Raw genomic sequence first — 21,171 nt, 5'->3', positions numbered from 1 at the left:
CCCAACCCCCCAATTCTGGGGGACTTTTGGACAAGATCTCTCGTTCAAAGTCCCCCAATTTTGGGGGATTTAGGGGGCTGAAGCTGATTGAAACGAAGTGAGTCACTCTCATCGAACTGACGTTAATTCACGATCCTTAAGCTCTGGAAATCTTTCTCTCTGAACAGTTCCTCAGAATGGAGGATTTAGAGGGCAGAGCATTTTGGCCGTGAGCGATCGGCCGTTGAGGCTAGCGTGCTGTTAGCTTCACAGCCTAGATTCATCCAGGGGTTTGGAAATTTGCGCAGATTTTGTTCTTTAGCTGCGTTTTTAACCGCCAGGCTAATTTGAGACCGACCAGAATTCATTCTTTGTTGAGTAAAAAAGATTAATTTTTTCTGTAGTGTGTGAGATCTATTCCTTTTGGATGTGCCCCCCCGCAAATCTGCTGACTAATGTACTAATAGTTTCTGGCTGTCTTTCATGCGTCAAATCCCAGGAATCTTTGGACTCGTGATCTACTGGCACTTTGCGAAGTCAATTCGTCTGACAGTGTTTGTGGTGATGAAGTTTTTGGCAACTCGTTGAGTGATAGCTAAAAGTATCGATCGCTCAGACGATCGCGGTGTGGATCAATGGGTTATTTAACCTGCTGCTAATCCAAAAACAACCTTTCTGACTTATATCTACTAATGATTGCAGGGATAGTGATTGCAAGAAATGTACAGCGTTTTATGTGGTTGGCATCTACGCAATCTTTTGTGGCAATGCTATTTGCAAAAAAACGGGTTTGACCTGACTTGCGATCGCACTCCACCTCCAGTTTTTGCCCAAGTTTTTGTTTGAATCCATCAAAACTCATGAGTATTGTTGAAGCGAAATGCACTGCCACGGATACGGTTTTTCATGTGGAGGGCTACGAAAAGATCGAATTTGATTTGCAGCTTGTCGAGGGCGTATTTGAGATTGAGAATGCGGTTTTGGCTCAGAGCTACCAAAGTTTTGGGCGCTGTCTGGCGGTCGTCGATCACACTGTCAATCGGCTCTACAGTCTGCAAATGCAGGAATATTTTCGATACTACGGCATCGATTTGACGATTTTTGCCATCCAGATCGAGGAGCCTGCCAAAACAATGGAGACGTTGCAGGCGATCATTGATGCTTTTGCAAGTTTTGGTCTGGTGCGTAAAGAGCCTGTGCTAGTGGTGGGAGGGGGACTTGTGTTGGATGTGGCTGGCTTTGCCTGTGCCACTTATCGCCGCAGCACCAATTTTATTCGCGTACCGACGACGCTGATCGGGCTGATCGATGCCGGAGTCGCGATCAAAGTCGCAGTCAATCACGGCAAACTCAAAAACCGTCTGGGAGCTTATCACCCGCCCAAGCAAGTCTTACTCGACTTCTCGTTTCTCAAAACGCTGCCGATCGACCAGGTGCGAAACGGAATGGCAGAGTTAGTCAAAATCGCCGTAGTCGCCAATGCAGATGTCTTCAATTTGCTCGATGCTCATGCCGAAGCGTTATTAAGTACCCATTTTGGCTATCTAGGTGGCAGTGAAGCCCTGAAAGCAGCAGCCCATCGCATCACCTACGAATCGATCAAAACCATGCTGGAATTAGAAACGCCCAACCTGCATGAACTGATGCTCGATCGCGTCATTGCCTACGGTCACACCTGGAGTCCGACGTTAGAACTTGCGCCCAGTGTTCCTTTGCTGCATGGTCACGCCGTCAACATTGACATGGCACTGTCTGCCACGATCGCTGCCCAGCGAGGATACATTTCTGACCTGGAGCGCGATCGCATTCTCACCCTGATGAGCCGTTTGGGATTGGCGATCGATCATCCCTTACTCGATGGCGATTTGCTCTGGTATGCGACTCAATCGATCACTCAAACACGAGATGGATTGCAACGAGCCGCCATGCCTCGTCCGATCGGAGACTGTTTTTTTGTCAATGATTTCACCCGACCAGAACTCGAAGCCGCGCTTGCTCAACACAAACAACGGTGTCAGACCTATCCGCGTCAGGGCGCAGGGGTAGACGCTTACATCGGCAGCACCCAGTCTGACTTAGTGGGGAGTGCATCATGACAGGCACGATTTCGCGCATTGCAGGCGATCCGGTGCGTCCGGTGACTCCAATGGGGATTTTGGTCGATCAGCTTGAAGCGATCGTCACTCAGGCGACTCAATGCCATCTCCCGTCCGATCTGCTGGCTAACTTACAAACGGCCTACCAACTCGCTTCGGGACTCGATCCCTATGTAGAAGCTTGCACTACAGTAGAATCGGCCGACCTGGCAGCGATTGCGACACGCACCCAAAACGAGTGCTGGAGCCAACGATTTAGCGAGGGTGAAACTGTACGTCAACTCGAACAAGAAATGCTCTCAGGGCACGTCGAGGGGCAAGCGTTGAAGATGTTTGTCGCAATGACCAGAGCGCGACGCATTCTCGATATCGGCATGTTCACCGGATATTCTGCTTTAGCAATGGCCGAGGCGCTTCCCCCTGTCGGAACGCTGTTGGCTTGTGAAGTCGATTCCTATGTTGCAAGTCTGGCAAGGGAACTGTTCGATCGCTCTCCTCACGGCCACAAAATTGAGATTGCGATCGCGCCCGCTCTAGAGACATTACAAACGTTAGCTAAGGCAGGTGAATCGTTCGATTTTGTGTTTATTGACGCTGACAAAAAGGAGTATGTTCAGTACTTCCAACTGCTGCTCGACTCTAGTTTGCTCACGTCGGATGGCTTGATCTGCGTTGACAACACTCTGCTACAGGGACAACCCTATCTATCGAATCCCTCCGCCAATGGAGCAGCGATCGCTCACTTTAATCAAGTGGTTCAGGCTGATTTGCGGGTTGAGCAGGTGTTGTTGCCATTGCGAGATGGCGTGACGCTAATTCGACGAGTGACCTGATGTTGAGAAAGATCAACCAGAAAACATCCCTCTAACAAAACGTCTATTTGATGAGGTTTTTTCGCTTTGGTGTTTAGTGCTTCTGCGCCTCAAGCTGCCAATTTTAGGGGTTCAAAGTCCCTGACTTGTCAGAGTTTAAGGGACGTTTCTAACCTAACCATCGCAGCGGAAAGACTTCATCGAATCTACGTTCAGAAAACTCTCCTACAGTTCGACAATGGTGAATTCTATTAGGTGGCGCATTTGGGCGATCGTGCAAAATTTACTGACGCTGATGGCGCTTACGATCGCGCTTCCCTTTAATCTCAGTCTGGTGTTGGGGGCGTGGGTTGGCCACTGGCTGCGCGGCGATTCTACTGTTGTGCAAGCTGATGATCCTAAGACGATTTTGATCACGGGCGGCAAAATGACCAAAGCGCTGCAACTTGCCCGATCGTTTCACAAAGTTGGTCATCGCGTTGTTTTGGCAGAAACACAGAAGTATTGGCTAACAGGGCATCGGTTCTCAAATGCTGTCGATCGCTTCTATACAATCCCGGCTCCACAACCAGATGCTGATAGCTATATTCAGGCGCTTTTGGCGATCGTCCAACAAGAACAGATTGATGTGTATGTTCCTGTGTGTAGTCCCGTGCAGAGCTACTACGATTCGTTGGCTAAGTCAGTGCTGTCGGGTTCCTGTGAAGTGTTTCACTTTGATCCGGATGTGACTCGAATGTTGGATGACAAGTTCGCGTTTGCGGAAGCAGCGAGAGCGATCGGGCTGTCTGTTCCCAAATCCTACTTAATTACCCATCCTCAACAGGTGCTTAACTTTGATTTTTCGAGTGAAACGCGCCCCTACATTCTCAAAAGCATTCCTTACGATTCTGTGCGTCGATTGGATTTGACCAAGCTCCCTTGCCCCACTCGCGAGGAAACTGAGGCATTTGTTCGCAGTCTACCGATTAGCGACGAGAAGCCCTGGATCATGCAGGAATTCATTCGCGGTCAGGAATATTGCACCCACAGCACCGTGCGAGATGGTGAACTAAGACTGCATTGTTGTTGTAAATCTTCAGCCTTTCAAGTCAACTATCAGCAGGTCGATCAGCCAGAGATTCTCCAATGGGTTAGTAAGTTTGTTCAAGCAGAAAATCTCAACGGTCAGGCATCCTTTGACTTTATTCAATCTGAAGAGGGTGAAGTGTATGCGATCGAGTGCAATCCTCGGACTCATTCTGCAATCACCATGTTCTACAACCATCGCGATGTAGCGGATGCTTACTTAACCGACAAACCATTCCCAAAACCGTTGCAACCCTTGCCAACTAGCAAGCCGACCTACTGGATCTATCACGAAGTTTGGCGACTCAATGAAGTGCGATCTCTCCGAGATACCCGCAAGGGGTCGCTGTCAGATCTCCAACACTGGTGGCAAACAATCCGACAAGGCAAAGATGCCATTTTTGAGCCTGATGATCCTCTCCCCTTTCTCATGGTTCACCACTGGCAAATTCCTTTACTACTCCTCGACAATCTACGTCGGACTGCTGGCTGGATTCGCATCGACTTCAACATTGGCAAACTCGTCGAATTAGGAGGCGACTAGCTAAAGCCTTCAGTGTTAGACCAAAGTTCAATGTTCAATGTCCAATGTCCAATGTCCAACAACACTCAACACTCATGACAACAACCCCCTTGTCGATCGCGCCCACCAACACCGAAGCCAAACGCAAAATCTTTGGCATGATTCAAGCCTTTTGGCAAAGTCAATGTCTTTATGTTGCAACGCACCTGGGCATTTTCAACCTACTGCACGACGAAGGCGCACAATCAGCCGAAACGCTGGCTAACAAAACCGTAACCAAAGTTGATCGTCTCTATGTTGTCCTGCGGGCCCTCGCTCATTTAGACCTATTAGAAGAACGCCCCGATCGCATCTTTGCCCCGACTGAAACTTCGACACTATTAGTCACGAACCACGGGCCGTCGATCGGACATTTTGCAATGCATATCACCGAGCCAGCCCAATGGGATGCCTGGAATCAGCTTGAAGCCGCTCTGCACACAGGAGAAGTCGCTTTTGAGCGGGCCAACCACAAATCAGTGTATGACTTCTGCCAAGACGACCCCCGGAGCGGCGATGTGTTTATGAATGCGATGAGCTTTTTGACCGACCATGCCGTTGATGCACTGTTAGAGGTTTATGACTTCGATCGCTTCTCGACAATTATGGATGTGGGCGGCGGTCAGGGCGGTTTGATTGGCAATATCGTCAAGCGTTTTGGCTGCAAAGGGATGTTGTTTGATGTCCCTTATGTGACGGCGACGGCTCCTGCTTATTTGCAGAAATTGGGAGTTGCTGAAGGTACGATCGACATTGTTTCTGGTGATGTGTTTGAGGCAGTCCCGACGGGGGCGGATGCGATCGTCATGAAGTACTTCATCTCTGCCTGGAACGATGACGACGCTCGTGTGATTCTCAAAAACTGTCGGGCTGCACTTCCTCCCCACGGCAAGATCATTCTTTTGCAAGCGTTTGTTCCTGATCTCGACGACCCCAAAACTGCTCCAGACGGCATCATGCCCGGACTTTTTGCAGTGCAAATCATGGTTTCCGTCCCCGGTGGCGCTTGGCGAACACGACAACAATTCAAAACGCTGTTTGAAGAATGCGGCTTTAAGTTAGAGAAAACAGTAGACACTGAAACAAACTTGTCAGCAATGGAATTTGGACTCGCTTGAGAAGACATTAGACATTAGTTCAATAGACACTTCAATAGACGCTGAACATTAGTACATTGAACTTTGATATGAAGTCCTCCAGAATTGGCCTACCGTGTAGACACAAGTCGTAAATTGCTTCGTTTCAGTCGGCTTCAGCCCCCTAAATCCCCCACCAGTGAGGGACTTTGAACTCTTGAGAAATTGCTTGAACTGTGAAAATCTTTTTATTTCAAAGTCCCCCAGAATGGGGGATTTAGGGGGCGAAAGATCTCGGCAATGACTGACCAATCCATTCGTGTGTACACGGTAAAGAATTGGCAGCTTGGGGCAGAAGATTTGAACAACGGGGGGAATAACCTACCTCAAACACACCTCATCAAATTAGCCAAGATCTAATTCTTGCTAAATTACGATCGCTTTCCTCAACCACTCTTACTCTCTTTTGTCTAATCTTTTGTCTAATCTTTTGTCTAAACATTGACATGCAACTGTCACCCTTCCAACGTCGAATTCTTAGCCAGCTTGAATCATTGCCCACGGGCGTTTCTGAATTGGTCAAAGCTAGTTTGATCGAGCGCAGTCAGATTCAATTAGGCGAGGCGATGACCGGACTCTTACGATCGCTCCGTCCCAAACAACCCATGATCTGGGACCCGTGGATTCTCAAAACGGGCAATCTCTATCGTCTCTACTACCTGCGCGGACTCGAAGGCCAAACGCCCTGGTGGACAGTCAGCAACCTCTGTGGGGCGGTCTCTGAGGACTTAGAGAACTGGCACGATCTAGGGACGCTCCTCAAACCCAACCCCAATCACTCCTGGGAATCTGGTCGCATCTGCGCGGGCTGCACCTACCAAGAAGACGGCGTTCTCTATCTGTTTTATTCAGCAGGCGGCAAAGAAATGCCCGACTTGCGAAATGAAGCGATCGCGTTAGCCACCTCCACCGACGGACTTCATTGGCAGCGTCAACTTGACCATTTTCCATTGATTCCCACTGAGCAAGATCCCTGGTATGGTCGCTGCAATTTAACCCAACACGTTCACTGGCGCGATCCTTATGTGTTCAAAGATCCGCAGGACGATCGCTATTACTTGTTTATTTGTGCCAGTGCCAAAACTCCCGGCAACTTTCAGGGCTGTGTGGGGTTAGCCGTCAGTGATACGATCACCGGCCCTTATCAACTCTTGCCGCCTGTCTCTGCCCCAACTTTAGAAACCGCTGACCATTGGCCCTTTTACCACATGGAGCGCCCACAAGTATTGTTCAAAAATGGACGCTATCATCTGTTCTTTTCTTGCTTTCGGGTCTATCTCAATCCAAGTTGGCTAAGTCAAGTTAATTCTCGCTACATCACCAACTCAACGTTGTATTGGTATGTCTCCGATGCCGTAACGGGCCCCTATCTGCCCATGTTTGAGAACGAATCAATCGTTCCGGGTAGCGATCGGGTGGGCATGTATGGCATGAACTTTTTACCTGTGACCGATCGCTTAGACGACTTCATTGCTTATGGGTGGTATCACCGTCTGCATACGCTGGGAGTCTCTTCAGCCCTGAGAGCAACTTGGAAGGAGCGCGATCGTATCCAACTTTTTTTTGACGCAGCCAACCCGATAGCTATCCCATTTGAGTTGTGAAAATTCGGTGGTTAGTCTCGTCAATTAATGGCTAAGAACGAATCACTAATACCAAGTTGAAAATAAGCTGCAACCAAATTGATCAGTCAAACTTAGTCAAAGTCCCCCAGAATTGGGGGATCTAGGGGCGAGAGAACTCAAACCCGCTCAAACATGCTTACTCAAGCGTTGATAAACTGTTGCCAAAGCGATCGCGTCTCCAACATTGCCCGGAAACAGCACAACGGGAAGATTAGGGAAATCGGGATGGTCGGCAGGCGTTCGTACCATTGAAACTCCCGCCAATACTTGACCCAGCAGATTTGCAGTTCTCAACGCCAAACCCTTACTCAGCGTGTCATTGGACGTAATGCCCCCTTTGCTGATCAAAAAACCAATATCAGAGGGGAGCGATCGCAACACATCCATCAATAATTCAGAAACCGCTTCGCCAAAATCCAGTCTAGTTTGCACACTATCGAAAGTGAGTTCCTGGCGGCTAGTGAAGATAACGGGCGTTTTATCTGCGTTGTGAGCGTCGTTAACTTTTTCAAGCGTGTCGCTAAGTAGCGTAGTACGCGCATCGCCAGCGTCTAATAGCTGAGATACCTCAATCTCAATGCCCACCGTTCCCGGCGTGTGTAGAAGAGTTTGAAGTTGCTCGGTGGTTTTTTTGACGTGAGAACCAACAATCACCGCTCCCGGCTTGCCTGCCCGCACGTATCGAGCCATTTCGTCAGGGGCGATCGGCTGTTTGGGTAATTGCGCTAGGGCAGTCAACACACTCGCTGCACTGCGAAACAAAAACCGCTTTCCGGTTGAAGCGGCCGTCAACACATCCGTTGCAAATCGATTTAAATCGTCCTGAGTTTCGGCATCGACGACACAGCACTGATTGTGGTGCAAATTCAGCAAACGATCGCTTTGAGATACCCGCAAGCGGTCGCTCACCCCAGACCGAATCTCCGCCAGCAAAAACCGTTCTACCTGCGCGGCTTGAATCTGTCCCTTGGTCTTTTCTTCGACATAATCGGGCAAATAGCTATGCTGATAGCCAAACACGGAATCCTTAGCAAACTCAGTTTGGTGAACTGGCGTATCGACCCCGTTGACCTTCAGATAGTGAATGCTGTCTCGCGTGGTGCGTCCCCCTTCAAGAAAGGCAGGAACTAGAAAGTGAGCATCAAACGGGCCAAGCTCCTGTGCGATCGCATCCGTCTCGATCGGGTAATGTCCCCGCAGCGTGGAATCAGACCGACTGACGACTAAAAAATCTTGAATCTTTTCGAGGGCGATCGCCTGCTTAAGATTTTGACAAACTTCTCTCGTGACGGAGGCTGCTCTATCTGGAGTCAGCGCCCTAGTGTTAGTCAACACAAAGAAAATCGGAGCCTCGTCAGCCAGCCCAATCCGCAGCGTCTCAACATCCCACCGCATCAGCAACAGACAACTATGAACCGTCTGGGAACCCGTCGGGTCATCATCCAGAACAATAATCTTAGGTCGTGTACTCATCAACTCACCTGGCAGTCTACCTTCGCTCAATCTACCAGGAAAGGGAGGGAAGGAGGGAGGAGGGAGGAGAGATGAAAAAAGTAGTGTCAGATCGATCGACGCAAAGTTCTTTTATTCTCTACAACTTCACTTTTTACACAAAACCCTGACTCATCCCTCATCCCTCATCCCTCATCCCTTCTACTTACGAATATCTCGCGCCATATTGCGGAACATATCCATGCTTGAGTCAGCTTTGCGACGATCGACGCTTTCATCCTTTTTGACTTCGATTACAGGCTGTTGAGCGTTTTGGGGCATCACGACTGAGTTGGGTACGGTGACTTGTTTGCCGTTTTCGACGATGCGCTTGGTGGCGGAGACTTCCTGGACAAGCTCCATTTCATCGGGCTGATCGACGGTTTTAGGAAAAGTACGTTTGACCTTTTTGGAAGCCCGCATGTAGTCTAAATCGCCGTAGGTTTGTGCCTCGTTTGCGTCTAGAAAGAAAGCACTGGAGTTTTTGGGAGCGGGAATTGGTTTTTGTTTTGCGGGTTTAGGGGTGTCTGCTTTTGGTTCTGAGTCAGATTTATCTTTGCCACCAAACAGTCCACGAAGAAATCCAGTCATCGTCGGTTCCTAACTTCAATATGTTAAATCAGTTTAACTTATGTTAACTAACATTAAAAGACTGTAGAGCGTTTTTCTAGCAGGTTTAGAAACGGCTTGTAGAAATGACGATTGCTCCCCCCTTAGTAAACTTCTAATTCGCATTAATCTGCTTTCACTCAAAACTGCGAAAATAGAATTGTGAGAGGAGTGAAAGAACTGATCGCCCCCGCTACGACTGAAAGTGACCTCTTGTGGGTAACTCGAAGAGATCGGTTTCCAAATCAGCCCATTGACTGACCAGAGTTCTTCTCTACGGACGACGGTTGTCGCTAAATTTTTGAGTTAAATATGACTATCTGAATCGGTTTGAGACCAATTTGCGGAATTCACGTAAAAGCTCTTGGATCTACTGAGAGATTCAAGTCCACCCTTGATAGACACGCAAGATTGAATCGCTCCGAACACTCTGGAGGATGAAGAAAATGAAAGTCAACACGATCGGGATTTTTGCTTTGCTGACAGCCATCTGTGTGGCACTTCCTGCGAGAGCCGAAAACCCTGACCAAGTGAGAAGACTGCTCGAAACGGGTGAATGTTCCGGGTGCAATTTGGCAGGAGTCAACCTGAGCGGTGTACATCTTTTGGGTGCAGATCTGCGGAACGCAAACCTACAGGGTGCAAATTTGAGCGGTGCCAATCTAGAGGGGGCAGATTTGACAGGTGCAAACCTTAAGAACGCGAATCTGACGAATGCATTTATGACCAATGCCAGCCTGGATTACGCCATCATGACGGACGCAAATCTAGCTAACGCAAGACTCTACAACGCCAACACCTCTGGGGCAGTTCTCACGGGTGCAAACATTCAGAATGCAGAAGTATTTGGAAGCGGCATTAACGTTGGGGGAGAGTAAGAAAGACTCTGGACTATAGACTTGGACTATGAACAAAGAAGCATATTCAGCGTGGTGTCTCTGGTCTAATGTCGTTCCCTAGCCCTCCAACTTCACAAAAATGCTGCCTCTTTGGATTCCTGATTCGCTGCCATAGCTGCTGACGGTGAGCGATCGTAGATGTTCTAAAAATGGTTGTCCTGCCAGTTCTACCACTTTGAACAAGGGGAAGCGATTTTCTAAAATTGGCTGCGCTTGCTCCCAATCGATAAACAAATAGCCATTGTTAGGTTTTGAGAAGGGGGCGATCGCGTCCCCAAATTTTTTGGTTTGAGTAATGGGATTTTTTGGAGCTTTGAGCAGGTCACTCAGCACTTCGACCGATGGGGCAAAAATCTCGTAGTTACCGACAGCGGCATGGACTCCAGTCACTTTAGCTTCGACGGCCTTCTGTCCTGGTTTGGTCAAATCTGATGTAGAAAGCCGAGTCCAAACGTTAACGGTCTGATCGCCCAGTGGCAGCGACCCAACACTCACCCCCTGCTGCTTGGCAATATCGTCTAGATGAGCGATCGCTCCTTCTGCCTTCTCAGTAGACTTATCCGCCACAAACACCCAATTCAGCCCTTTCTCTTCCTCACTTTTCACTCCTCTCTCCTCTCTCCTCTCTCCTCCGGGCACCAATCCCAGCGCATATTCGCCCTTAACCCAGCTAAAAATATCTTCTGGCAAGTTCAGTTTCCACTGTTGTTGAAGCGCGTCGATCGGCTGGTTGATCCATTTCGCCAGATCGGGATAGCTAGAAACGCCCCGCGACAGGTCGTTCCACAGTTGCGCTAGATCGGTGCCGGACGCAGAGAGCGGACTGTCTGGAATGTATTGGAGTGCGCCCACAGGTTGAGAAAGTGCCGCAGAATGAGCGCCCTGTCCATCGGTTTGCAACGCGGTTTCTGCGATCAAGCCTTGACGATCGACTCCCAGCGCGATCGCTAGACTTTCATATCCGACAGCATCCTCGGCGACTGGTTTGCCAGCCCAGCTAGACAACTGAGGAAAATTTAAAAAAGCGATGCCGATTCTGCCTTGTTTGAGATGAGCGATCGCTTTCTGATAGTCTGCCGAACTGCCCAACCCTAGCTCGATCGCCTGAACGTTATTGATCGCATCCCGCAGCACTTTAGGACGATTGGCAAATAAGACAAAGCGGTTTCCGACGACGGCGCTGGCAAAAGAGGGGTGAGGCGTGAGGCGTGAGGCGTGAGGAGAATTTTTTTGACTGCCGGAGATTTTTGGGAGGGTTTGTTGGGCTGCTTCTGAATCGCGACTGTAAATTAGCTTGGTGCCTTTGTATTGCTCAAAGACTAGCTCTGTGCCAGCGATCGCTCGTTTTTGCCAGAGGATTTGCAGAAATTCGCGCGATCGTTCGGCATCTTTGGTGGTGACGGCGAGTAAGTATCCGGGTTGTTGTCCGTTGTCGGGGTCGCGATCGCTGTCTAATGTCGTCACAGCCAGCGTGATCTCGTTGCCTAGCCAGGGTTTGATGTCTTGCGAGTAGTCCAAGCCAGACGTACCAAGAATGCTTTGCTGAAACTGGTTCCACTCCGATCTCGCCTGCTTGCGGTCTTGCGGTTTTGCGGTTAAGAGCCGAAGGGATTCTAAGCGATCAGGGTTGACCATCAACGAGGCCATCACAGGAGCCTGCTTGGGCACAAAGATTACAGCCGACGGCGTAGTTTCTGGGCCGCCTTTGAGCAACCCTAGCGGACTTTGAGCAAATAGCCAGACAACGCCGATCGTGCCCGTCAACAGCAAGCCAGCGGCGATCGTTCCCAGCAGATAGAAAAATGAACGAAGCTTCATGGGTCAGTCCAGACAAAACGGATCAGTTCGTGGAGTCAGATCGGCAGTGTTTCAAAGTTTGACCAATCTACCCAGCCTCATTATTTCAGCACAAGGTTCCGGGCGATCACGAATTTGTGGACGAAGGAAGTTGATTGACCCGCACAGCAGCTAAAAGACTGTAGCTAAGAGGCTCGTCAGGAAATGGGCGTTGCTGAAAGAGGAATGGTTTAACCAGGCAGAGAGACCGATCGGTTCTTCAAACCGTGAAGCAATAGACGTAGCGAACAAAAGTCCCTCGCTCGTGGGGGATTTAGCGATGGTCATAGGGGACAGCCTACCTGAAATGGCTATCGTTGAATCTTGCGAATCTGGCGAGCCTCTTCCAAAAATCCTTCGATATCTTCTGCCGAAACTCGCTTGACATAGTTGACTTTGATTTCTTCAAGCAAATCTGTCGCCAAAGACTGGAGTTCTTGAAGCGATCGCTGATCTCTCACTTCTGAGACGAGGGTTTCACCAAACTTTTTAACTAACCGATTCAACAAGTCGGCACCTGCTTTATCTTCTAGCGCTGTAACGATCGCGCCATAGGCTCCTTCGGTGACTTCTGTAACCAGGCGATCGTTGATCTGCTTGGGCACCTCTCCCACTAGAGGCACCATTTTTAGGGCTTGATAGGCAGGTGATTGACTGAGAATGGCTTCTACATTGTGACGCAGGAGCGCTTCTAGTTCGGGTTTGACTTTGGGCAACACGTTGTAAACAGTCAGTTTGAGAATGTGGCTGGTGAGTTCTTGAATTTCGTCGCGCTGATTGAGGTCAACATAGGGACGAGACGCGGTTTGAGCTACCCATCGAGCAAATTCCCCGCGCGCGATCGACACCTGAATGCGATCGATCACCTGTACGACCACAACTTCGGCCAGTTCTTCCGAAATGTTGGCGATAAAACCCTGACTTGCCTGTGTGCGAATTCGCTCCCAACTGACCAGACCTGCCTGTTCGAGACGCATTGCCACCGGAATCACCCGCAGCCAGCGCCAAAACGGAATCAGCAAAAACACGTCATACCAGCGCCAGAGCATCGCATCTAGCCAACTCAGACTTCGATACTTGCGGCTGAGATAGAACGATCGCGCCAAAAACTCCAGCCCAAACAGAATGACAAACGGCGCATCAATGATCCAAAACCGCTCGGTGTAGTCGCCATTTTCGCCGATCGTTCGGTAGTAGTTGACCGCCATCAAGGGACGAATCTCGCGATCAAAGAATTGCAGTTCGTTAGCAACGCCTCTTTGAGTCAAAAAATCGACGCTCCAAAACGTCTCAAAGGCTTTGCGAGAAGATTCACCCCGACGTTGGTTAAAAACCTGCTCTCGCATTCGATTTTTGATTTTCTCAAACGTGCCGCTTTTGTTGGCCGCTTGAAAAGGGTTATTTTGAATGATGTCGTTACTGCGATCGCGCAATTCTCTCAGACGTTGTTGACCTTGATCGCTCTGCAATCCTCCTTGTGATAACGCTTGCTCTAATGCATCGACATTTTCAAGATAGGCAACGGTATCTCGGTGAGGCTCAATTCCTTTAATTGGGTCGTACCACTGAGTCACCACCGGAACCCGCCGAAACCAAAAATCGCGCCACGGAACATAGGAGAGATCAAACGCAACTAGAGCTAGATTAGTCGTGGCTATGATCGCCATCAGTCGTTCAAACCACAGATTCTTACGGCGCGATGCCTTGATTGGTACAGAAGGAGCCATAGTGCCGAAGTCCCGCTTTGCAGCTTGTCTGACAGACAATTCTTGAAACGGTATTCAGTGTAAATCAATTTAATCCCCGACGGGAAAAGTATTCGGGATGAATTAGCTGTTTTTCGGGTACTTCGTTAACGTGAATTCGATGAGAGTTTTTTCGCTTCGTTGTTCACCGCTTCTGCCCCCCAACTCTCCAGTTTTGGGGGACTTTAAGAGAGGAATTCTGGTTCAAAGTCCCTCACTCGTGGGGGATTTAGGGGGCGTTCCTGGATCTAAAAGCGAAGCGAAGCGTTCATCGAACTGACGTTTCGTTAGGTCTGACTTTAACAAGTTGGTGAACGGTCGTGTCCCTGATTTTGTGATCAACAAACTAACGGATGGAGCGAGAGGCGACTTGAGGACAGTAGTGCTTAGGGGCTAATGAGGTTGCGATCGAGAGAGAAACCAGTTTGAGTTGAAATTGTTGCTGGCTCTGCTCATATTCTTGTCGATTTGCACCAGCGGGAGAATAGGCTTCCAGAGACTCATACGCCTGCATGTATTGACGTTCCATAAACTGTCCTTCTGAGATACCAGACTGTCGCGCTTCACAGTAGGTAGTTGCAGCCTCAAGAAATAAGGATGGATTGGTTTCTACCATTGCAATCAGCGTAGGATCGGCTTGACCTTTCATCATTTTTCTAATGTCAGCGAGATAAGCAGCGTCTTGTTTGACCGCTTTTGAAGCTTTTTCGGCATTAAACCCACACACCGATCGTGTCAAATCAATAATTTGTTTGGAGTTTGTCTGCATGTAGCAGTCATAATCAGGCTGTTTGGCAGAGGCTTGAAAGGGGAGTAGGGCAACGGCTGCGATCGCGGAAACTCCCAGGAATATTTTGAGCATATAAATTGAGTCAAATGTCTACTCAAACATGGCTCGATTTACATAAAGACTTTAAGAACCGTGTGACGATCGATGTAATGTCTCGGTGAATTCTCCGCCAATCGTGCGATCGATGACTTCCTCTCTTGGCTCTACCAAAAGTGAAGTGTATTTCAGGCATTGCAAAGTAGGGAAACGACTCAAGAATACCAATGCTGTGACATATCCTACTAGCCTGCCTACCACACGCCAAATCAAAGATTGTGGTGTGGGCTTCCAAACTTTCGGCTACTCGGTTCAACGGCTGGGCAACCCCTATCGCCTCCACGAGCGTTATTTAGACTCCACGTGATGACCCACCGCAGAGTATTAATTGTTTGTTTTGATGCGGTAGGCTTTTCAGCTTCCCGACTCGCGTCACTCCGCCCAGTTTGTTGAGTCTCGTACTCTTGGGTTAGGACATTCCCCGACTATGCTGGTTCTAGTGGTTGCAGGCATTCGGGATGGCGGCTTTACCAACCCAGACAGTCTAACCTCTTGCATAGGAGTTTGTAAATTGCCGTGCTGATATCTTCTCTCGTTGGACATTGTTCAGATATCGCACCGCAATTTACGCGCCATTCATCTCACGCCAAATCAGAGATTATGGACGTGAGGCTTCTGTCTTATCGAGCTAAATTAGCGCTACGAAGGCTGTAAAGACCTTGGACTTTAGACTCAAAAATCCAAAGTTCTTTTGTGGTCAGTGCTGCCCTGAGTTGGAGACGGGTAGGCTGATAGCAATGGAGGTGGAGCTAGCCGATCGCACTCGACAGCTAACTTGTCCGTTTTGCATCTCGACTCGCTTGCAGCAAAGGGCAATTTCTGGGGCAAAATCTTGCTGACCAACCGGAGCAAATCGCTCGGCGACAATCTCGATCGCAGCCCACAACTCAGAGCAACTGACTTCTAAACTGATCGTCGAATCAGGTTGAGAATACTTGAGCGCTCGTCCCAAAAGATCCATCAGTATCGCTTCTGTATGTTCAGGATCAGCGAGAACTAACGGTAATTGAGTTGGAATTTTGCAAATCAGACGAGGTGCCACGCCCGATCGCCCGACCAATAAATGTCGAGTTAAAGAATCTAATAGTAAAGGCAGGTCGATCGCTTCTAGCTGCACTGTCACTTTTCCGGCTTCTATTTTTTGCAGCAAAGTCGCATCGGACAGCAGATCGCCTAATTGGTGCAAATCACCCGCCATTGACGATAAAGTTTTTTGCCAGTCGGGGTCATTGTGAAAAGACTGGTCGAGTTGTCCCAAATGGGATTGAATCGAGTCGAGCGATCGGGCAACTCGCCGCTCTAAAGCCTTGACTAACTTGTCTTGACCTTGCAGTTGGCTTTTTAGATCCGCAGTCTCCGATGTGAGCGATGTCAGCACCTGTTCAACGTCGGGCGAGGGGCGAATTTTCAAACGAGATGACTGAGACATGATGGATGCCCAAACAAGAATAAGGTGAACGATCTCTTTGAGCTACCCGCAAAGGGTCGCAAATGGACTCTTTAAGAAACTTAACAAATATTTAGATTATTCTCAAGAGCATCCCCCAAAAGGAGAAGATTTTGTCGCAAACGAATCGTTAAAGCTTCTCTCGTCTGAAAAAATGCCCTTCATGAGAAATTTATTTAAACCTTGATCGACGGGCCCCAAGACCGATACTGAATCCGCATCAAGCAGACGATTTTTTAGTGAAGGTCAGGGCATCGTCTGCAAAGTCAATCACGATCGTATCTCCTTCGACAAAGGCGTTTTCTAGCAGCTTGGTGGCGATCGGGTTTTGGATCTGACGCTGAATGGCCCGTTTGAGGGGACGCGCTCCATAGGTCGGGTCGTAGCCCGCATCCGCAATATAGTTTCGGGCAGGTTCCGTGATTTCCAGCGCAATTTTTTGGTCAGACAACATGCCTTGAATGCGCCGCAGTTGGAGAACAACGATCTGACCCAACTCAGTCCGACTCAGCGGATGGAAGAGAATCGTATCGTCAATGCGGTTGAGAAACTCTGGACGAAAGTGCTTTTGCAGCGCATTCATCACCCGCGTTTGCATCTCCTCATATTTGGAATCGTCGCCAGAAATATCCAGAATGTGTTCGCTGCCAATGTTGCTGGTCATGACGACGACGGTATTGCTGAAGTCGATCGTTCTCCCTTGAGAGTCGGTGATTCGTCCGTCATCCAACACTTGCAGCAAAATGTTGAATACGTCAGGGTGAGCTTTTTCGACTTCATCCAACAGCACCACCGAGTAGGGTTTGCGACGAATCGCTTCGGCAAGCTGGCCGCCTTCTTCGTAGCCAATATAGCCTGGAGGCGCCCCAATCACGCGCATGACCGAGCTTTTGTCCATATATTCCGACATGTCCAGGCGCACCATTGCATCGTCCGCGTCAAAGAGAAACTGCGCCAGAGCTTTCGCCAGTTCAGTTTTGCCTACGCCAGTCGGCCCCATAAACAAAAAGGAACCGATCGGACGGCCGGGATCTTTCATGCCCGATCGGGCCCGACGAATGGCTGCCGAAACCGCTTCTACTGCGTCTTGTTGTCCAATGACTCGCTGGTGCAGGTGGCTTTCTAGGGTCAGTAGTTTTTGGCGCTCTGACTCCATGAGGCGATTGACGGGAATGCCTGTCCATTTGGCGACAATCTCGGCGATGTCTGCTTCGGTGACTTGTTCGCGCAAGAGTGCCCCGCCTCCAGACTGCATGGCGGCCAGGTGAGCCTCTTTTTCTTCGAGTTCGCTCAATAGTTTGGGCAAGCGTCCATATTGCAACTCGGCTGCTTTTTCGAGGTTGGTTTCTCGCTGCGCTTTGTCGATTTGACGACCCAGGTCTTCTTCTTCGGCTTTCAGCGCGTTGACCGCATCCAGCAAATCTTTTTCTTTTTGCCAGTTGGAGTTGAGAGTACTCTGCTTATCGGATAACTCTTTGATTTCCTGGTTGACTCGCTCTAAGCGATCGCGGGCCGAGGCGCTAAAGTTGGCGGCAATGTTGGTGCGCTTGCTTTCAGTTTCGAGGGAAATTTTCTCCATTTCTAACTGCTGGAGGCGACGCTCGATCGCTTCTAATGGCGCAGGTTTGGAGGTGATTTCCATCTTGAGTTTGGCGGCCGCTTCGTCTACCAGATCGATCGCTTTGTCGGGGAGGAAACGATCGGCAATGTAGCGATAAGACAGCGTAGCGGCGGCGACCAGAGCCGAATCAGTAATCGTCACTTTATGGTGAACTTCGTAGCGGCCCTTGAGTCCGCGCAGAATCGAGATCGTGTTTTCGACGGTGGGTTCTTCGACTAACACCTGCTGAAATCGACGCTCTAAGGCGGCATCTTTTTCGATGTGTTTGCGATATTCGTCCAGTGTGGTGGCTCCGATACAGCGCAGTTCGCCCCGTGCCAGCATGGGTTTGAGCAGGTTGCCTGCGTCCATGTTGCCCTGGGTGGCTCCTGCTCCGACAACGGTATGCAGTTCGTCAATAAATAAGACGATTTGCCCGTCAGAGTTGATCACTTCTTTGAGCACCGATCGCAGCCGATCTTCAAATTCGCCGCGATATTTTGCGCCTGCAATCAGCGATCCCATGTCCAGCGAGATGAGAATGCGATTTTTGAGCGATTCGGGCACGTCTCCGTGAATGATGCGTTGGGCTAATCCTTCGGCGATCGCCGTCTTCCCTACGCCCGGTTCACCAATCAACACAGGATTATTTTTGGTGCGCCGAGAGAGCACTTGAATCACCCGGCGAATTTCTTCATCGCGACCAATCACAGGATCGATCTTGCCTGCTTTAGCTTTCTCGGTCAGGTCTTGCCCAAATTTCTCCAGGGCCGCATAGCGAGATTCGGGACTTTGATCGGTGACTTTCTGACTGCCTCTAACGTCCTTGATCGCCGCTTCGAGTCTGGCTGTGTCCAGGTTAAAGCCTCGAAATAGCCGCACTCCCAATCGGGGATCGTTGGCAAATCCGATCAGGAAATGTTCGACTGAGATGAATTCGTCTTGCCAGGTATTGCGGGCAGCTTCGGAGCGATCGAGCATCGTATCAAGATAGCGTCCCAAAAAAAGCTGTTCACTACTGCCGACTCTGGGCTGACGTTTGGTGAAGTCTTCGATCTGCTGACCAAACCGCTGCACTTCTATGCCTGCTTTGGTCAAAATTTTGTTAGCCAGACCGTCTTTTTGTTCGAGCAAGCTGGTGATTAGATGTTCGACTTCTAGATTTTGGTGTTGATAACGACGAACTACATCCTGTGCCTGGACGATCGCCTCCCATGCTTTGTCTGTAAATTTGCTCGGATCAGTAGGTTGCATGTTCTCGTAGTAAATCTTTGTAAAGCTGCCTCTAGACACTCCATTGTAGCTTTTAGCTGTTGGCTGTTTGCTGTTAGCGGTGAGCAATTCGCGATCGCGTTGGCCGTCCGCTCAAGTGGTTTAAAAAACGAACAGGCAAGAAGTTTGTCTCGCTCCTTGCCCCACTCAACTTTGAATTTGCTTTAACGTGAATTTGATAAGAGGGACTCGCTTCGTTAGAATCGCCTTCAGCCCCCTAAATCCCCCAAAATTGGGGGACTTTGACCAAAGAAATTCCAGAGTTCAAAGAAATTGTGCTGATTCAAGGTTCCTCAGAATGGGGGATTTAGGGAGCGAAGCGCTCAATAACGAAGCGAAAAAACTCCATCGAATTCATGTTGTTGATTTCGAGGCGATCGTCGTTAGAACAAGGAGCGACCAAAGGCTGACTGGTTTCTTTTGCCAGTGCGAGCAGTCGAATCATTTTTTGATTGATCACTTCTGAGCCGAGTCGAGCCGTGTTTTTAGCTATTCTAAAAGCAGAAAATCCACGGTTTGAGGTTGTTAGTGAATGATGAACATCTCTCTTCCAGACCAGGTTCAAACTTTTGTAGAGGAGCAAGCAATCGCCGCAGGCTTCAACTCCACCAATGAGTACGTCTATCATCTAATTTTGCGGGAGCAAAAGCGTATCACCCAGCAAGAGCAAATTGAATCCTTATTGCTTGAGGGTCTAGAGAGCGGGGAGCCAGTGGAGACGACGGATGATTGGTGGGAACAAAAGCGTACTCAATTAGTTGAACGTTTTCAACAGTCGGATGCATGACCAAGCGAAATATCATCAGACCGAAGGCAAGCCAGGATTTAGACGATCACTTTGCCTACATTGCTGAGAATAACTTTGAAGCAGCCTTGAAATTCTTTGACTCGGCAAGATCTACGATCGCCCAACTTGCCAGAATGCCAGGAATAGGCAGTCTTTACTCCGTCGAAGATCCTCGCTTACAAGGATTACGGAAATGGGCAGTGAAGGATTTCAGGAAATACCTGGTTTTTTACTTTGAACGGGATGATGCGATCGAAGTTGTGAGAATTCTGTACGCCACACAAGACATCAGCAGCATTTTGGAAGGAGAGGGGTAAGCCGCGATCGCCTCGTGGAGTGGATTCTGGAACAGCGATCGCCGTTTGATTCGCTGTATTGTTATGGGAGAGCGAGTGGAAGCAACGGCTGGTTGGTGGGAACAGAGAGAATTGAGGCATGAACATTACGTATCGCCTGGAGGGGTTTGAGTTTGAGTGGAATGAAACCAAAGCCCAACGCAATTTTGAGAAGCATGGAGTAACCTTTGAGGAGGCGGCAGAGGTTTTCCTCGATCCCTTTCACGTCGTTGGTGATGCATCAGCAAAGTCTGAGGAACGAGAATTTGCTTTAGGATATTCTCTGGCTGAACGGCTCCTGCTTGTGATTCATCTTGAGCGGGGGAAAAGAATTAGAATGATCTCAGCCCGTGTTGCCACTCGTATTGAGCGGAGGTTATATGAGCAGTCTTGATGAAAACCTAGTATCAGAAGAAGATTTGGTGTTGCGGGTGCATCCGCGCGATTCTGAAGCAGTTTCTATCCAAATCCCGAAAGATACGCTGGCATCGCTTAGAAAGGTAGCAGCACAGCGAGATATGTCATTAGAAGCCTTAATCAAGCTCTATGTTGGCAAATGTTTGCGTCAGGATCTGAGTCAATTGTTTACCAATCAAGTGCTAGCTTCGACTGCAAAGGTTTTGGCAAGGCATAACTATTCAGAAGACGAGGTTACTCAAATCTTGCAGGAAATTTCACTAGAGGCAAAGTAAATACACCTCAAAATCGCCTCGGTGCTGCCTTGAATTTTTGGGCTATGAGGCAAATAGCTACATTCCTCAATCCGTAGTACTTACTTAGCCAAAAGCTCCCTTGGTGCAATGGTTCGGACGGTTTTTAGTTGAGGGGATGGACAAGAAAGCTATCGATCCCTTAGGGTGCTGATCAGAAAAAAGACGCACTAAATCGATAGCTGTATGCAAATTGTACAAAGCTTACTGGGCTTACTGGAAACAATTAGACCTTTCCGAGAATTTACAAGCGAGACTACTCCTGGGTTTGAGGTC

19 protein-coding genes are annotated in these 21,171 nt (G+C 49.1%); 11 read left to right on the top strand and 8 right to left on the bottom strand.

Annotated features, from left to right (window positions below; genetic code table 11):
• Positions 1–839 precede the first annotated feature (839 nt).
• From ACKFKF_RS25535 to ACKFKF_RS25515, 5 genes are all read left to right on the top strand, one after another.
• Positions 840–2,075 carry a sedoheptulose 7-phosphate cyclase gene (locus ACKFKF_RS25535; RefSeq protein ID WP_446861835.1) on the top strand — a complete coding sequence of 412 codons (1,236 nt, stop codon included), beginning with the start codon at positions 840–842 and terminating at the stop codon, positions 2,073–2,075.
• Positions 2,072–2,908 (top strand): O-methyltransferase, encoded by an 837-nt coding sequence (locus ACKFKF_RS25530; RefSeq protein WP_446870249.1) that lies wholly within the window; start codon positions 2,072–2,074, stop codon positions 2,906–2,908. Before ACKFKF_RS25535 ends, ACKFKF_RS25530 begins: the two co-directional genes overlap by 4 nt.
• 217 nt (positions 2,909–3,125) lie before the next feature.
• Entirely contained in the window at positions 3,126–4,499 is a 1,374-nt protein-coding gene (locus ACKFKF_RS25525) for an ATP-grasp domain-containing protein (RefSeq protein ID WP_446870248.1), read from the top strand.
• A gap of 74 nt (positions 4,500–4,573) precedes the next feature.
• Positions 4,574–5,635 (top strand): methyltransferase, encoded by a 1,062-nt coding sequence (locus ACKFKF_RS25520; protein ID WP_446870247.1) that lies wholly within the window; start codon positions 4,574–4,576, stop codon positions 5,633–5,635.
• Positions 5,636–6,099: 464 nt separating this feature from the next.
• Positions 6,100–7,257 (top strand): beta-fructosidase, encoded by a 1,158-nt coding sequence (locus ACKFKF_RS25515; RefSeq protein ID WP_446870246.1) that lies wholly within the window; start codon positions 6,100–6,102, stop codon positions 7,255–7,257.
• 147 nt (positions 7,258–7,404) lie between these two features.
• Here the strand turns inward: ACKFKF_RS25515 and ACKFKF_RS25510 are convergent, their stop codons facing one another.
• The gene (locus tag ACKFKF_RS25510; protein WP_446870245.1) at positions 7,405–8,751 is read right to left on the bottom strand and encodes a four-carbon acid sugar kinase family protein; all 1,347 of its coding nucleotides are present in this window, start codon (positions 8,749–8,751) and stop codon (positions 7,405–7,407) included.
• Between the two features lie 180 nt (positions 8,752–8,931).
• Positions 8,932–9,360, bottom strand: coding sequence for a hypothetical protein (locus ACKFKF_RS25505; protein WP_446870244.1), 429 nt, complete (start codon positions 9,358–9,360; stop codon positions 8,932–8,934).
• A gap of 464 nt (positions 9,361–9,824) precedes the next feature.
• Between ACKFKF_RS25505 and ACKFKF_RS25500 the strand changes: the two genes are divergently transcribed.
• Positions 9,825–10,256: a pentapeptide repeat-containing protein gene (locus tag ACKFKF_RS25500; protein WP_446870243.1), complete on the top strand. Its 432-nt coding sequence runs from the start codon at positions 9,825–9,827 to the stop codon at positions 10,254–10,256.
• Positions 10,257–10,334: 78 nt separating this feature from the next.
• Here the strand turns inward: ACKFKF_RS25500 and ACKFKF_RS25495 are convergent, their stop codons facing one another.
• The 3 genes from ACKFKF_RS25495 to ACKFKF_RS25485 form a co-directional block, all read right to left on the bottom strand.
• On the bottom strand, positions 10,335–12,095 hold the full coding sequence (locus ACKFKF_RS25495; protein ID WP_446870242.1) for a DUF3352 domain-containing protein: 1,761 nt from the start codon (positions 12,093–12,095) through the stop codon (positions 10,335–10,337).
• Between the two features lie 329 nt (positions 12,096–12,424).
• Positions 12,425–13,840, bottom strand: a complete 1,416-nt coding sequence (locus tag ACKFKF_RS25490) for a hypothetical protein (RefSeq protein WP_446870241.1) — start codon at positions 13,838–13,840, stop codon at positions 12,425–12,427.
• 364 nt (positions 13,841–14,204) lie between these two features.
• Entirely contained in the window at positions 14,205–14,720 is a 516-nt protein-coding gene (locus ACKFKF_RS25485) for a hypothetical protein (protein ID WP_446861845.1), read from the bottom strand.
• 112 nt (positions 14,721–14,832) lie between these two features.
• Between ACKFKF_RS25485 and ACKFKF_RS25480 the strand changes: the two genes are divergently transcribed.
• Positions 14,833–15,051 (top strand): hypothetical protein, encoded by a 219-nt coding sequence (locus tag ACKFKF_RS25480; protein WP_446870240.1) that lies wholly within the window; start codon positions 14,833–14,835, stop codon positions 15,049–15,051.
• A 390-nt stretch (positions 15,052–15,441) separates the two neighbouring features.
• Here the strand turns inward: ACKFKF_RS25480 and ACKFKF_RS25475 are convergent, their stop codons facing one another.
• The 3 genes from ACKFKF_RS25475 to ACKFKF_RS25465 all read right to left on the bottom strand — a co-directional run bounded on the left by ACKFKF_RS25475 (position 15,442) and on the right by ACKFKF_RS25465 (position 19,508).
• A complete protein-coding gene (locus ACKFKF_RS25475) occupies positions 15,442–16,173 on the bottom strand; it encodes a hypothetical protein (protein ID WP_446870239.1) in 732 nt (243 codons plus the stop codon).
• Positions 16,174–16,411: 238 nt separating this feature from the next.
• Positions 16,412–19,045 (bottom strand): ATP-dependent chaperone ClpB, encoded by a 2,634-nt coding sequence (gene clpB, locus ACKFKF_RS25470; protein ID WP_446861847.1) that lies wholly within the window; start codon positions 19,043–19,045, stop codon positions 16,412–16,414.
• 325 nt (positions 19,046–19,370) lie between these two features.
• Entirely contained in the window at positions 19,371–19,508 is a 138-nt protein-coding gene (locus tag ACKFKF_RS25465) for a hypothetical protein (RefSeq protein ID WP_446861848.1), read from the bottom strand.
• Between the two features lie 87 nt (positions 19,509–19,595).
• Here ACKFKF_RS25465 and ACKFKF_RS25460 point away from each other — a divergent pair, with 87 nt between their 5' ends.
• The 4 genes from ACKFKF_RS25460 (at position 19,596) to ACKFKF_RS25445 (ending at position 20,877) form a co-directional block, all read left to right on the top strand.
• Positions 19,596–19,850 carry a ribbon-helix-helix domain-containing protein gene (locus ACKFKF_RS25460; RefSeq protein ID WP_446870238.1) on the top strand — a complete coding sequence of 85 codons (255 nt, stop codon included), beginning with the start codon at positions 19,596–19,598 and terminating at the stop codon, positions 19,848–19,850.
• Positions 19,847–20,167 (top strand): type II toxin-antitoxin system RelE/ParE family toxin, encoded by a 321-nt coding sequence (locus tag ACKFKF_RS25455; protein ID WP_446861850.1) that lies wholly within the window; start codon positions 19,847–19,849, stop codon positions 20,165–20,167. The genes ACKFKF_RS25460 and ACKFKF_RS25455 overlap by 4 nt, the downstream gene beginning before the upstream one ends.
• 118 nt (positions 20,168–20,285) lie before the next feature.
• Positions 20,286–20,579: a BrnT family toxin gene (locus tag ACKFKF_RS25450; RefSeq protein WP_446861851.1), complete on the top strand. Its 294-nt coding sequence runs from the start codon at positions 20,286–20,288 to the stop codon at positions 20,577–20,579.
• Positions 20,566–20,877: a hypothetical protein gene (locus tag ACKFKF_RS25445; protein WP_446861852.1), complete on the top strand. Its 312-nt coding sequence runs from the start codon at positions 20,566–20,568 to the stop codon at positions 20,875–20,877. The genes ACKFKF_RS25450 and ACKFKF_RS25445 overlap by 14 nt, the downstream gene beginning before the upstream one ends.
• Positions 20,878–21,171: the final 294 nt, after the last annotated feature.

This window comes from Phormidesmis sp. 146-12, assembly GCF_052939495.1.
The sequence above is the reverse complement of the archived record's forward strand: the minus strand, read 5'-3'. Positions and strand labels throughout refer to the sequence as shown.

Bases quoted from the DNA above. Each gene is read 5' to 3' on its own strand.
- ACKFKF_RS25535 (WP_446861835.1), top strand. From the start codon at position 840: ATGAGTATTGTTGAAGCGAAATGCACTGCCACGGATACGGTTTTTCAT.
- ACKFKF_RS25530 (WP_446870249.1), top strand. From the start codon at position 2,072: ATGACAGGCACGATTTCGCGCATTGCAGGCGATCCGGTGCGTCCGGTG.
- ACKFKF_RS25525 (WP_446870248.1), top strand. From the start codon at position 3,126: ATGGTGAATTCTATTAGGTGGCGCATTTGGGCGATCGTGCAAAATTTA.
- ACKFKF_RS25520 (WP_446870247.1), top strand. From the start codon at position 4,574: ATGACAACAACCCCCTTGTCGATCGCGCCCACCAACACCGAAGCCAAA.
- ACKFKF_RS25515 (WP_446870246.1), top strand. From the start codon at position 6,100: ATGCAACTGTCACCCTTCCAACGTCGAATTCTTAGCCAGCTTGAATCA.
- ACKFKF_RS25510 (WP_446870245.1), bottom strand. From the start codon at position 8,751: ATGAGTACACGACCTAAGATTATTGTTCTGGATGATGACCCGACGGGT.
- ACKFKF_RS25505 (WP_446870244.1), bottom strand. From the start codon at position 9,360: ATGACTGGATTTCTTCGTGGACTGTTTGGTGGCAAAGATAAATCTGAC.
- ACKFKF_RS25500 (WP_446870243.1), top strand. From the start codon at position 9,825: ATGAAAGTCAACACGATCGGGATTTTTGCTTTGCTGACAGCCATCTGT.
- ACKFKF_RS25495 (WP_446870242.1), bottom strand. From the start codon at position 12,095: ATGAAGCTTCGTTCATTTTTCTATCTGCTGGGAACGATCGCCGCTGGC.
- ACKFKF_RS25490 (WP_446870241.1), bottom strand. From the start codon at position 13,840: ATGGCTCCTTCTGTACCAATCAAGGCATCGCGCCGTAAGAATCTGTGG.
- ACKFKF_RS25485 (WP_446861845.1), bottom strand. From the start codon at position 14,720: ATGCTCAAAATATTCCTGGGAGTTTCCGCGATCGCAGCCGTTGCCCTA.
- ACKFKF_RS25480 (WP_446870240.1), top strand. From the start codon at position 14,833: ATGACTTCCTCTCTTGGCTCTACCAAAAGTGAAGTGTATTTCAGGCAT.
- ACKFKF_RS25475 (WP_446870239.1), bottom strand. From the start codon at position 16,173: ATGTCTCAGTCATCTCGTTTGAAAATTCGCCCCTCGCCCGACGTTGAA.
- clpB (WP_446861847.1), bottom strand. From the start codon at position 19,045: ATGCAACCTACTGATCCGAGCAAATTTACAGACAAAGCATGGGAGGCG.
- ACKFKF_RS25465 (WP_446861848.1), bottom strand. From the start codon at position 19,508: ATGATTCGACTGCTCGCACTGGCAAAAGAAACCAGTCAGCCTTTGGTC.
- ACKFKF_RS25460 (WP_446870238.1), top strand. From the start codon at position 19,596: ATGATGAACATCTCTCTTCCAGACCAGGTTCAAACTTTTGTAGAGGAG.
- ACKFKF_RS25455 (WP_446861850.1), top strand. From the start codon at position 19,847: ATGACCAAGCGAAATATCATCAGACCGAAGGCAAGCCAGGATTTAGAC.
- ACKFKF_RS25450 (WP_446861851.1), top strand. From the start codon at position 20,286: ATGAACATTACGTATCGCCTGGAGGGGTTTGAGTTTGAGTGGAATGAA.
- ACKFKF_RS25445 (WP_446861852.1), top strand. From the start codon at position 20,566: ATGAGCAGTCTTGATGAAAACCTAGTATCAGAAGAAGATTTGGTGTTG.